Source organism: Stenotrophomonas sp. YJH_SMC_64 (assembly GCF_059371375.1).
This window is the reverse complement of sequence record NZ_JCAFUN010000013.1, coordinates 181,593-192,802: the sequence shown is the minus strand read 5'-3', so window position 1 is coordinate 192,802 and position 11,210 is coordinate 181,593. Positions and strand designations below refer to the sequence as shown.

At 67.8% G+C, this 11,210-nt stretch carries 12 protein-coding genes; 2 read left to right on the top strand and 10 right to left on the bottom strand.

What is annotated here, in order from left to right; translation table 11 throughout:
* The coding region (locus tag AC5P9L_RS15640; RefSeq protein WP_167699443.1) for an integrase core domain-containing protein at positions 1-138 on the top strand (138 nt) is incomplete at its 5' end.
* 44 nt (positions 139-182) lie between these two features.
* Here AC5P9L_RS15640 and rnfB read toward each other — a convergent pair.
* The 9 genes from rnfB to AC5P9L_RS15595 form a co-directional block, all read right to left on the bottom strand.
* The gene (rnfB, locus tag AC5P9L_RS15635; RefSeq protein WP_005410555.1) at positions 183-596 is read right to left on the bottom strand and encodes an Rnf electron transport complex subunit RnfB; all 414 of its coding nucleotides are present in this window, start codon (positions 594-596) and stop codon (positions 183-185) included.
* A 24-nt stretch (positions 597-620) separates the two neighbouring features.
* Positions 621-1,211, bottom strand: coding sequence for an HAD family hydrolase (locus AC5P9L_RS15630; RefSeq protein WP_032965934.1), 591 nt, complete (start codon positions 1,209-1,211; stop codon positions 621-623).
* Between the two features lie 78 nt (positions 1,212-1,289).
* Positions 1,290-3,383 (bottom strand): methionine--tRNA ligase, encoded by a 2,094-nt coding sequence (metG, locus tag AC5P9L_RS15625; protein ID WP_323163005.1) that lies wholly within the window; start codon positions 3,381-3,383, stop codon positions 1,290-1,292.
* Positions 3,384-3,485: 102 nt separating this feature from the next.
* Positions 3,486-3,929: a DUF2147 domain-containing protein gene (locus AC5P9L_RS15620; protein ID WP_038645346.1), complete on the bottom strand. Its 444-nt coding sequence runs from the start codon at positions 3,927-3,929 to the stop codon at positions 3,486-3,488.
* A gap of 394 nt (positions 3,930-4,323) precedes the next feature.
* Entirely contained in the window at positions 4,324-4,728 is a 405-nt protein-coding gene (gene gloA2 / locus AC5P9L_RS15615; RefSeq protein WP_005414138.1) for an SMU1112c/YaeR family gloxylase I-like metalloprotein, read from the bottom strand.
* Positions 4,725-5,795: a serine hydrolase domain-containing protein gene (locus AC5P9L_RS15610; RefSeq protein ID WP_111117971.1), complete on the bottom strand. Its 1,071-nt coding sequence runs from the start codon at positions 5,793-5,795 to the stop codon at positions 4,725-4,727. The genes gloA2 and AC5P9L_RS15610 overlap by 4 nt, the downstream gene beginning before the upstream one ends.
* Before the next feature lie 16 nt (positions 5,796-5,811).
* Positions 5,812-7,752: a DUF885 domain-containing protein gene (locus tag AC5P9L_RS15605; RefSeq protein WP_099484055.1), complete on the bottom strand. Its 1,941-nt coding sequence runs from the start codon at positions 7,750-7,752 to the stop codon at positions 5,812-5,814.
* 95 nt (positions 7,753-7,847) lie between these two features.
* Positions 7,848-8,633 carry a queuosine precursor transporter gene (locus AC5P9L_RS15600; protein WP_005414136.1) on the bottom strand — a complete coding sequence of 262 codons (786 nt, stop codon included), beginning with the start codon at positions 8,631-8,633 and terminating at the stop codon, positions 7,848-7,850.
* A complete protein-coding gene (locus AC5P9L_RS15595; protein ID WP_005414135.1) occupies positions 8,630-9,325 on the bottom strand; it encodes a DUF502 domain-containing protein in 696 nt (231 codons plus the stop codon). Before AC5P9L_RS15595 ends, AC5P9L_RS15600 begins: the two co-directional genes overlap by 4 nt.
* A gap of 76 nt (positions 9,326-9,401) precedes the next feature.
* On the opposite strand from AC5P9L_RS15595, the gene AC5P9L_RS15590 reads away from it, so the two are divergent.
* A complete protein-coding gene (locus AC5P9L_RS15590; RefSeq protein ID WP_279915691.1) occupies positions 9,402-10,718 on the top strand; it encodes a hypothetical protein in 1,317 nt (438 codons plus the stop codon).
* Between the two features lie 7 nt (positions 10,719-10,725).
* On the opposite strand, the gene AC5P9L_RS15585 is transcribed toward AC5P9L_RS15590, so the two are convergent.
* A complete protein-coding gene (locus tag AC5P9L_RS15585; protein ID WP_024956029.1) occupies positions 10,726-11,178 on the bottom strand; it encodes a DUF4442 domain-containing protein in 453 nt (150 codons plus the stop codon).
* Positions 11,179-11,210: the final 32 nt, after the last annotated feature.

Genomic DNA, 11,210 nt, shown 5'->3' with positions numbered 1-11,210 from the left:
GCCTCCTCGGACCAGCGCAATTCCGTGCTGACCCAATGGCTGCACCACTACAACTGGCACCGCCCTCACATGGGGATCGGTGGCCAGCCACCTATTTCCAGAGTCCTGCTGAACAACGTGGTGGGTTTACACAACTAACAGCCGACTCTACCCCGCCGCTCCACCGCCGGTTGGTCTGGTGGCTATGCCGGCACCAGCTCGATGCAGTCGACCGGGCACGGCGGGATGCACAGCTCACAGCCGGTGCACAGATCGGCGATCACCGTGTGCATGTACTTGGCGCCGCCGATGATGGCGTCCACCGGGCAGGCCTGGATGCACTTGGTGCAGCCGATGCAGTCGGCTTCCACGATCAACGCCACCTGCGGCGCCTTGTGCTCGCCGCGCGAACGATCAAAAGGAATCGCCGGTACGCGCAGAACCTGGGCCAGCGCGCGTGCACCGGCATCGCCACCGGGTGGGCAGCGGTCGACGCCTGCCTCGCCGCGCGCCATCGCCTGCGCGTACGGTCGGCAACCGTCGTAGCCGCATTGCCCGCATTGGGTCTGCGGCAACAGGCGGTCGAGGCGTTCGGTCAGGGGTGGGATCAGGCTCATGCGTGGCGAAGGCTGCGCGTCGGGTTACTTCAGGGGTTTGCCGCGGAACCAGCGCTCGTGGGCCAGCGCCAGCATCGGCTTGTCTTCGGAACTGTCACCGTAGGCATGGATGCGCACGTAACGCGACAGATCGAACTGGCGACGGATGTGCTCGACCTTGCGCGGGCCACAGTCGCCACCGGCGTAACGGCCGGTCAGGCGTCCGTCCTGACATTCCAGCCGGTTGCAGATCAACTGCAGGCCCAGCTGCTCGCACCACGGCCGCAGGTACAGGTCCAGCGAGCCGGACACGATCACCACGGTGTGCTGCTGTTCCTTGTGCCAGCGGATCTGCTCCAGCATTTCCGGGCGCACCACATCGGGCAGGAACTCACGCGAGAAGCCGGCGGCCAGGGTGGTGATGTCGTCACTGTGGCGGTCGCTGAAGGTCAGGCGGGTGACGCGCGCGCGGATGCGTTCGGCCGAGATCAGCTTCAGCTTGTACGCGAGCAGCCACGGGCCGACCTTCCACCACGCCTGCGCCAGCTGTTCGGCGGTGGCCACGCGGCGCAGGAAACGGCCATAGGTATCGCAGGTGGTCACGGTGTGGTCGAAGTCGAACAGCGCCAGTTCCATTCCGTTGCCTCCCATCGCGTTGCCTCCGGTGGCCGGTGCTGCCGGCGGGCGCGGCCGAGGCCACGCCCGCTGCGAGCATCAGCGGACCGGCATGCCCGGCTGCGCGCCGCTGTCGGCGTCCAGCAACGCCAGCGCACCGCCGTCGAAACCGGCCGACAGGATCATGCCTTCGCTCAGGCCGAAGCGCATCTTGCGCGGGGCCAGGTTGGCGATGAACACCACGCTGCGGCCGACCAGCTTCTCCGGCTCGCCGTAGCTGGCGCGGATACCGGAGAAGATCTGGCGCTTGCCCAGTTCACCTGCATCCAGTTCGAAGCGCAGCAGCTTGTCCGACCCTTCCACGAACTCACAGACCAGCACCTTGCCGATGCGCAGGTCGAGCCTGGCGAAATCGTCGATGCCGATGTAGGCCGGAGCATCGGCGCTCTTTGCGTCGTCCTTGGCCGGTGCCGGTGCAGCCGGCTTGGCCGCTTCGGTCCTGGCGGCGGGGGCGGCAGCGGCGGCCGCGGCCGCGGCCGGCTGCAGGGTGTCCTTGGAGGCGTCGATCATGGCGTCAATCTTCTTCGGGTCGATACGGGTGAACAGCGGGGTGTAGTCGGTGATGCGGTGGCCCAGCAGCGGCTGTGCCAGTTCGGTCCAGTCGTTCACCGGCGCGGCCAGGAAGGCTTCGGCCTGCGCGGCGGTGGCCGGCAGCACCGGCTTCAGGGCGGTGACCAGCACGCGGAACAGGTTCAGGCCCTGGCTGCACACGGCCTGCAGCTGCGCGTCGGCGCCTTCCTGCTTGGCGATGACCCACGGCTTGACGTCGTCGATGTAGCGGTTGGCTTCGTCGGCCAGGGCCATGGTCAGGCGGATCGCCGCGGCCGGGTCGTTGCGCTCGTAGGCTTCACGGATCGGCGCCAGGCCGTCGACGAGGCGCTGGTACTGCGCCGCATCGGGCAGCTGCGCGGCCAGCTGGCCGTCGAAACGCTTGCTGATGAAGCCGGCGCAGCGGCTGGCCAGGTTGACGAACTTGCCGACCAGGTCGGCGTTGACGCGGGCGATGAAGTCACCCAGGTTCAGGTCGAGATCGTCGACGCCACCGCCGGACTTGGCGGCGTAGTAGTAGCGCAGTGCTTCCGGTTCCAGGCCGGCATCGAGGAAGGTACGCGCCATCACGAAGGTGCCGCGCGACTTGCTCATCTTGGCGCCGTCCACGGTCAGGTAGCCGTTGACGTGCAGGCGGGTCGGCGCGCGGTGGCCGGTACCGTGCAGCACCGCCGGCCAGAACAGGCCGTGGAAGTTGACGATGTCCTTGCCGATGAAGTGGTGCAGCTCGGTGGCGGTACCGGCGCGCAGGTGCGCCTCGAAGTCCTCGCCGATCCTGCCGCACAGGGTCTGGAAGCTGGACAGGTAGCCGATCGGCGCATCCAGCCAGACGTAGAAGTACTTGCCCGGCTGGCCAGGAATCTGGAAACCGAAGTACGGCGCATCGCGCGAGATGTCCCACGCGCGCAGGCCACCTTCGGCATTGAGCCACTCACCCAGCTTGGCCTTCACGCCCGGCAGGGCGACGTCGCCGGCCAGCCATTCGCGCAGGAACGCGTCGAAGTGGCCCACCTCGAAGAAGAAGTGCTCCGAATCGCGCATTTCCGGCGTGGCACCGGAGATGACCGAACGCGGTTCCTTCAGATCGGTCGGCGCATAGGTAGCGCCACACACTTCGCAGTTGTCGCCGTACTGGTCGGGGCTGCCGCAGTTCGGGCAGATGCCCTTGACGTAGCGGTCGGGCAGGAACATGCCCTTGGCCGGGTCGTAGAACTGCGCCACCGAACGGCGGCTGATGTGGCCTGCCGCTTCCAGCTTCAGGTAGAACTGCTCGGTCAGCGCCTTGTTGGCCGCCGAATTGGTCGAGTCGTAGTGGTCGAATGCCACGCCGAAGGCGGCGAAGTCACGTTCGTGGCTGGCCTGGATGTTGGCGATGAAGGTCTCCGGGGTGACCCCGGCCTTTTCCGCGGCCAGCATGATCGGCGTGCCATGGGTATCGTCGGCGCAGACGAACCAGGCCTTGCCGCCACTCATTCGCCGCGCACGCACCCAGATGTCGGCCTGGATGTAGCCGACCAGGTGGCCCAGGTGCAGCGGGCCGTTGGCGTAGGGCAGGGCGGTGGTGACGAGCGCGGTACGGGTCATGGTCGCGGGGTGAAGCCGAGGGGAACCGCAGAGTATCGCATGCCCGCAACGAGGTGACCCGGCCGGGGCCGGGTCACGGGGATGAAGCGGGGGCCGGGGCGCTTATTCGCGCTGCCAGGTCTGCGCGCGGCAGATGAAGGCGATGCAGCCGGACACGTCCAGCCTGGTGCCGCCGGGCTGGAGTTCCATCTTCGACTTGTAGGTCTTGCCATTGGCCGGATCGAGGATGGTGCCACCGGACCACTTGTTGGCGCCGTCGGCCTTCAGGTTCCAGAGGATGGTCATGCCCTTCACCGGCTTGTTCCTGTTGGCGCCTTCACAGCCGTCACAGACCGGGTTGGGGCCCTTGTCCGAGTGCAGGATGTCGACCACCTTGCCGGTCAGGGTGCCGTTGGCGGCCTGGGTGATCTCGACGATCGACTTCACCTTGCCGGTCTTGTCGTCGATGGTCTTCCAGCGGCCGGCGGCGCCATCGGCGGCCTGCGCCGAGAGCGCGGCCAGGCACAGCGGCAGTGCCAGCAGCAGGTTCTTGAAGGTCTTGCGCATGGTCCCCTCCCAGGGTTCATTCCGGCACGATGCCGGTACGGGTCGACTGTATACCCATTCGGCGGGGTATGGGGAAGGGGGCTTTGCAGGGCTGCGCCCTGCACCTGCAGAGGCAACAGCAACGGCAGCGGCGGGATTCCGTGGGATGGCGGGGCGGTGTGGGTGGGCAGGACACGCCGTAAACCCGTCCCTGGGGGCTCGATGGCGCCATCCATGGCGCCAACGGTCCTGCCCCCCCACACCGCCCCACCTCTGGCAGATTTCTGCGGCTGTTGGTAGGTGTCGACCTTGGTCGACACGGTAGATCCACGCCATGCGGGGATAAGACCGACCGTGGGAATGCGGGGTCAGATCCTTTTTCGATGGAAAAGGGATCTGGCCCCGACGCGCAGGATCAACCGACTTCGTACAACTCCAGCGGCAGGTCGTCGGGGTCGGCGAAGAAGGTGAAGCGTCGGCCGGTGTATTCGTCCACGCGGATCGGTTCGCAGGCGACACCATGCGCGGCCAGGCGCTGGATGAAGGGTTCCAGTGCAGCCACCCGGAACGCGAGGTGGCGCAGACCCTGGGCCTCCGGGCGGCTGGGACGGGGCGGCGGCGAGGGGAAGGAGAACAGTTCCAGCTGGCCGCCGTCGGGCAGGGCCAGATCGAGCTTCCAGGAATCGCGTGCGGCGCGGTGGTTCTCGGCCAGCACGCGCAGGCCGAGGATGCGCACGTAGAAGTCCTTCGAGCGTGCGTAGTCGCTGCAGATCAGTGCGGCGTGGTGGATGCCCAGCAGGGCGTCGGAACCGGGGGTCATTGCAGGGTGTCCAGCCAGCGCTGGGCGATCTTCTGCGCCAGCGGATAGGGTTCGGGGTCGTTGCGGTTGGTCAGCACGATCACGGTCAGGTGCTTCTCCGGGTGGCGCACGATCACGTTGCGGAAGCCGATGCTCTCGCCGCTGTGCCATTGCACCGGGCCGTTCAGGCGCCAGCCGAAACCGTAATGCGGCACGTCCGGTTCCGATGTGGTCGTGGCCGGGCTGAACATCGCGCGGCGCGAGGCCTTCGACAGCAGGCGGTCGTCGTACAGCGCGGCATCCCAGCGGGCGAGATCGTCCAGCGAGGAATAGATGCCGCCATCGCCGAGTACCGCGCTGGTGGTGCTCTGGTCGGTGCGCTGCCAGCGGCCCTCGATCCGGCTGTAGCCATAGGCGCGTGCGGCGATGGTATCGACACCGTCCTGGTGGGCCACGGTGTGGACCATGCCCAGTGGGCGGAAGATGCGCTGCTGCAGGAAGGCGGCGAAATCCTGGCCGGAGGCGCGGCCCACGATCAGTGCCAGCAGTGCATAGCCGCTGTTGCTGTAGCGGTACTGCGTGCCCGGCGCGAAGTTCAGCCGGTCCTGGCGCGACAGCAGGGCCAGCACATCGGCATCGTGTACCTGCCGCGTGTCTGCCGGGTCCATCAGGTCTTCGTAGTCGAGCAGGCCGCTGGTATGCGAGAGCAGGTGGCGGAGGGTGATGCCCGCTGCAGCCGGTGGCAGCTCGGGCAGCCACTGCCGGGCCGGCTGGTCCAGCCCGAGCCGGCCGTCTTCCACCAGCAGCAGCACCGCCGCAGCGGTGAACTGCTTGCTGACCGAGGCCAGCCGGAAGTTGCTGGCGGCTGTGACCGGGGTGCCGTCTTCGACCACCGCAAGGCCGTAGCCACGGCGGAACACTGGCTGCCCGTCATGCAGCACCAGCACTGCGGCGCCGGGCACCTGGCCATCGTAGGCCTGCATCAGGCCGTCGATACCGGCATCCGGTGGGGTCAGCACCGGTGCGGCGGCGCCCGCCAGAGGCAGCAGGCCCAGCACGGCGGCGAACAGGGCGACGGCAGGGCGCATGGTGGCTCCGGAAGCGTCAGGGCGAAGGTGTGGGCGCAGCGCTGGCCGGCTGTGCCATCCAGCGCTCCATCTTGCGGTCCAGCACGTCCAGAGGCATCGAGCCGTCTTTCAGCAGTTCTGCATGGAAGCGGCGCAGATCGAAGGCTGCGCCCTGGCGTGCCTTGGCCTTGTCGCGCAGGGCAACGATGGTGGTCAGGCCGGCGACGTTCGACAGTGCCTGGCCGGGCTGGGCCATGATCCGCTCGACTTCGGCGTTGGCGTCATCGCTGCTCATGTCCACCGTCTTCTGCAGGTAGGCCACGGCCTGCTGCTTGCTCCAGCCCTGTGCATTGACGCCGGTGTCGGCGACGACGCGCGCGGCGCGCAGCAGGCGTGAGTACAGGTAGCCGATACGGTCGTAGGGATCGGTGTAGACGCCGAGGTCTTCACCCAGTGTTTCGGCGTACAGGCCCCAGCCTTCGACGAACGCAAGATCGCCACCGAGGCGACGGAAGCGCGGCAGCTTGGCCAGCTCCTGCTGCAGGCCCAGTTGCACGTGATGGCCGGGAATCGCTTCATGCAGGTACTGCACCGGCACGCTCCAGCGCTTGCGGCTGGGCAGGTCGCGGGTGTTGATGTACAGCACGGCGGGCTGCCCGGGCGGCGACGGCTGGTAGGCGGCAGCGGCGGCGGTCAGCGCCCGTTCCGGTTCCACTGCGCGTACTTCCAGCGCGGACTTCGGCAGCGTATCGAGCACCTGCGGCAGGCGCGCGTTGACCTGCTGCTGCACCTGGCGGTAGCGGCTGATCAGTGCATTGGCATCGCTGTACTGGAACTGGCGATCGTTGCGCATGCTGCGCAGCAGCTTTGCCGGCGTGCCACGCAGCTTGGCGTCCTTCATCACCGTGGCGATCTGTGCCTGCAGTTCCTGCACGCGTTGCTCGCCCAGCGCGTGCAGCTGCGCGGCGGTCTGGTCGCTGGCGGTGGTCTGCACGATCAGGTTGGCGTACCAGGCCTGGCCGTCGGGCAGCGCGCCCATGCCGCTGCTGGCGCGCGTGGCCGGCAGGTACTCGGTGGCGATGAAGCCGCGCAGGGCGCGGTAGGCGGGCATGATGCGCAGTTCGATCATGCGCTTGTACTCGGCACTGATGCGCGCCTTGTCTTCGGCCGCAATCGTGTTCGGCATGGTGCGGATCGGCGACCAGAAGATGCTCTCTTCAGCGGTCGGCTTGATCACCGCATCCAGCTGCGGCAGCACCTTCTCCATCAGGTCGCGCGGCTGCACCACGCCGGCCTTCATGCCCTGGCGCATGTTGTCGATGGCCTGGTCGAACAGTTCGGGAATGCCGAGCGAGCGGCGCGACCAGGTGTCATAGTCCTGCACGGTGTTGAACGGCTGCGCGCCCGCGCCGGAGCCGAGGATCGCCATGATGCTGCCGATGTTGTAGTACTGGCTGATCGGCATCATCCAGCTCGGGTAGCGCTCGGCAGCCAGCGAGGCGCGCGCGTCACGGACGAAGATCTCGTAACTGAGCAGGTCCTGGCCCTGCAGGCCATCGCTGCCGAGTTTTTCGACCTTGCCCAGCCATTGCGTGGTGAAGTCGTGCGACTGCTGGCGCCAGGCGGCGGACAGGATGTTGGGTAGCTGGTCGTTGTAGCGCGGTTCGCCCTGGAACGTGGCCTGCAGCGGGTTCAACCGCATCGAGGCATCCCAGTACTCGTCGTACAGCCGTTCCAGCTGCACCTGCTTGGGCACGGCACGGGCCGGTGCGACCGGACGCGGCGCAGCGCGGCGCGCCGAACTGCCACGGGCCGGTGCGGTGGCACGGGCGGGCCTGGCCTTGGGCTTGGCGGCCTGGCGGGTCTGCGCAGCGGCAGGGCGGCTGGCCTTCTTCTTCGCTGCTTCGGCCGACGGCACGGCACTGAACAGGAACAACGCGGCAATGGCAGCGGCCAGGACGCGGGGGGAATACGGCATCAAGAAGCTTCCGTGGAACACAGATCGTGGAGCTTGCACGATCCGCGCGCGTACGGCCAGCGTGAAGACGCAGTCAGCTTGGTGGCGCTGGGGCTTCAGTCAGCCGCAGCGGCGGCGCGCAGTGCCGCCGCGCGATCGGCGCCCAGATAGCGGGTGATGGCACGCCGCATCAGGTACAGCAACGGAATCAGGGCAATCGCAAAGCCCATCTTGTACACGTAGTTGACGCTGGCGACCGCAAGGAACAGCGAGGTCGGCCAGTGCTGCGGGCCCAGCACGAAGGCGATCCAGATCACCACGAAGCTGTCCACCACCTGCGAGATCGCAGTCGATCCGGTCGCACGCAGCCACACGTGGCGTTCGCCGGTGGCCTGGCGGATGCGGTGGAACACCGCCACGTCGATCAGCTGGCCGAGCAGGAAGGCCACCAGCGAACCGGCGATGGTCCACATGCCCTGGCCGAACACGGCTGCGAACGCGGCCTGGTAGTCGGGCACACCGTGGCCATCCATCGACGTGACCCACCAGCTGGCCGGCGCCAGCGAAATGGCCGCGAAGGCGAACAGGAAGCCGTAGCCGATCAGCACCACCGCCAGCCACGAGATGAAGCGCACGCCGCGCTTGCCGAAAAACTCGTTGATGGTGTCGGTCATGATGAACACCACCGGCCACAGCAGGGTACCGGCGGTGAAGCTGAGCGAGCCGGTCTGGCCGAACAGGTTCCAGTTCAGCGGGGCGATGCCCAGGGTGTCTTCCAGCGCGAAGATCTTCACCCCGATCAGCTCGGCCAGCACCGCATTGCCGCAGAAGAACGCGGCCAGCACGATGAACAGCAGGACCGCGCGGTCCTGCAGCGGGCGCTCGATCGGCGCCGGGGTCATTCGGTGCGTTCGCCGGTGCGTTCGCCGGCGCGGGTGAACGGCACGCTGGACGGTGCGACGGCGCCGCCGGAAATGATGAAGCTCATGGCCTGGTCGACGGTCCAGTCAGTCGGGGTCAGCAGTTCCACCGGCACGATTTCCAGGTAGCCCGAGGTCGGGTTCGGCGTGGTCGGTACATACACCGCGGCCAGCTCACGGTCGGTGCCGTGTTCCTTGATCACGCGGGTGACCAGTCCGACCGATTTCATGTCGCGGTGCGGGAAGTCGATCAGCACCACGCGCTGGGTGCTGCCCGGTTCGGTCTGCAGCATGTCCAGCAGCTTCTTTGCGCTGTCGTAGATGATGCTGGCCAGCGGAATGCGCTTGATGACCGCGCCCACCCAGCGCAGCAGGCGCTGGCCGAGCACGCGGCGGCTGGCCACGCCCACCGCCAGGATCACCAGCAGGGTGGCCAGCAGGGCGATGGTGTCTTGGATCCATTCGGCGCGGACCCAGCCGAGGTAGTGCGGGAAGCTTGTCGCGATCTGCTCGGACAGCGGTACCACCAGCGGGCTGGAAATGCCCGACAGCAACACGAACACGAACTTGACCACGACCCAGGTCAGCCAGATCGGCAGCAGGGTCAGCAGGCCGGTCAGGAACAGGCGCTGCAGGGAGGGGCGGGGGACCAGGGCGGGGGCTTCGAGCGACATGTGCGCATTGTAGCGGTCACTGCCGGTCGATTACGCTGGTGGATCGACTGCGGCAACGAGCCATGGAAGGGAAGCTGTGTTGAAGATTCTGCGCGGACTGGGCTGGACCCTGGCGGGCCTGCTGCTGTTGACCATCGTGGTGTGGTGCGCCTCACGCATGTGGCCGGTGCCGGAATCGCGGTTGCAGGCGCAGCAACGGCTGGAAGCGCGGCTGCCGGCGAGCGGGCGCAACGGTTATGCCCTGTTGTGGACGCTGCCGTTCGACGATCTGGATGCCCGCCAGCGCGAGCAGGCGTTGGCCGAGGACGTGCGCCGTTGGGAGGCCGACCTGCGGGGCAGCAGCGGCGGCCAGACACACCTGGTGGCCAACCATGCCGAGCTGCGCTCGCGGCCCGGTGCCAGTTGCGGGCCGGCCGCCCGCGGCTGCCTCGCCCAGGTCCGCGCGGACTCGCAACGCTTCGTGGAGGCCCATGCCGGGCACCAGCAGTTGCATGCGCGGCTGGATCAGCTCGCCGAAGCAGACTACTTCGTATCGCCGTTCCAGCCGAAGGGCGAGGGCATCCTGGTGCCGATGCCGACCTACGGGCTGGTGGTCGATGCCACCAGCGCACGCGCGCTGGCGTTCGTACAGGGTGACATCGACGGTGCCCTGCGCGGCAGCTGCCGGGGAGTGCAGCTGGGCCGGCGGCTGGTGCCCGGTGGCAGCTATCTGGTCGAAAGCATCATCGGCGCCAGCCTGGTACAGGCCAACGCGCAGCTGCTGGCCGACATGCTGGTCGAACTGCCTGCCGATCACCCGCTGCCGGCCGAATGCGAACAGGCCATGCAGCCGATGCGGGCCGACGAGCAGAGCCTGTGCCGTGCGATGCAGGGCGAGTATGCGATGAACCGGGTGGCGATCGAGACCTCGGCGCGGGAATTCGGCGGCGCGCTGGTACTGGACCGCAGCAGCACCCTGGCCCGTGCGGCTGGCAATCTCGGTTGGGCCTGTGGCGCGACGGCGACCGCTGCGCTGGAGGCGGACCGTCCGTTGCCGGTGCCGGCGCCGCCGCAGCGTGACTTTGGTTGCCTGTCGAACGTCATGGGTTGCCTGTTGACCGACATTGCGGGTCCGGTCTATCCGGCCTATTCGTCGCGCACCCAGGACGCCGCGGCGATGCTGCGCCTGCTGGGTGCACAGCGCTGGCTGCGGCAGCAGCCGGGGGATCCGGTGGATGCCCTGCAGCGGTTGCCGGCGCAGTTCGCCTCGCCGGTGCGGGTGCCGCGCTTGTCGGCGGATGGCCGCCATCTGCAGGTGCCGCGCCGCTCGCCGTCCCGCAGCAACGACGAAAGCCCGTGGCTGTCGGTGCCGCTGCAGGCGGAGCCAGCTTCGACTGCGTTGGCGCGCGATTGAGGCGCGCTCAGCGCGCGTGCGGCTTCAGGCGCAGGTACACCTGCTTGCGGACCTGTGCGACCACCTCGCCGCTTTCATTGATCACGTCGTTGCTGAACCAGCGCAGCACCTTCTCGCCACTGGCCGCTTCGGCGCGCAGTTCGTCCAGCAGCGCGTCGTCGATGCGGAATGATGTGCGTACCGTGCCGCGGCCGGGCTTGAGGAAGTCGATGGCGCCGGCGCGGTCCCACACGTAGTAGTCGCGGCCGAGGATGTGCAGCAGGCCGAGCATCCAGAACGGATCGGTCATCGCGAACAGGCTGCCACCGAAGTGGGTGCCGACGTAGTTGCGGTTCCATGGCCGCAGGCGCAGCTCGACATCAATCTGCCGGTAGTCGGGGGTGATGCGGGTGACGTGGATGCCGGTGAACAGGAAGGGCGGCCAGAGGTTGATGCCGAAGCGGAACAGACGGGCGTTCATGCGGATCCGGGGGCGCTGGGCGAGGTGTCCAG

Coding starts and splice junctions, on each gene's coding strand:
- rnfB (WP_005410555.1), bottom strand. CDS start 596: ATGAGCCTGATCCCACCCCTGACCGAACGCCTCGACCGCCTGTTGCCG.
- AC5P9L_RS15630 (WP_032965934.1), bottom strand. CDS start 1,211: ATGGAACTGGCGCTGTTCGACTTCGACCACACCGTGACCACCTGCGAT.
- AC5P9L_RS15605 (WP_099484055.1), bottom strand. CDS start 7,752: ATGCCGTATTCCCCCCGCGTCCTGGCCGCTGCCATTGCCGCGTTGTTC.
- AC5P9L_RS15595 (WP_005414135.1), bottom strand. CDS start 9,325: ATGTCGCTCGAAGCCCCCGCCCTGGTCCCCCGCCCCTCCCTGCAGCGC.
- AC5P9L_RS15585 (WP_024956029.1), bottom strand. CDS start 11,178: ATGAACGCCCGTCTGTTCCGCTTCGGCATCAACCTCTGGCCGCCCTTC.
- AC5P9L_RS15600 (WP_005414136.1), bottom strand. CDS start 8,633: ATGACCCCGGCGCCGATCGAGCGCCCGCTGCAGGACCGCGCGGTCCTG.
- AC5P9L_RS15620 (WP_038645346.1), bottom strand. CDS start 3,929: ATGCGCAAGACCTTCAAGAACCTGCTGCTGGCACTGCCGCTGTGCCTG.
- AC5P9L_RS15610 (WP_111117971.1), bottom strand. CDS start 5,795: ATGCGCCCTGCCGTCGCCCTGTTCGCCGCCGTGCTGGGCCTGCTGCCT.
- metG (WP_323163005.1), bottom strand. CDS start 3,383: ATGACCCGTACCGCGCTCGTCACCACCGCCCTGCCCTACGCCAACGGC.
- gloA2 (WP_005414138.1), bottom strand. CDS start 4,728: ATGACCCCCGGTTCCGACGCCCTGCTGGGCATCCACCACGCCGCACTG.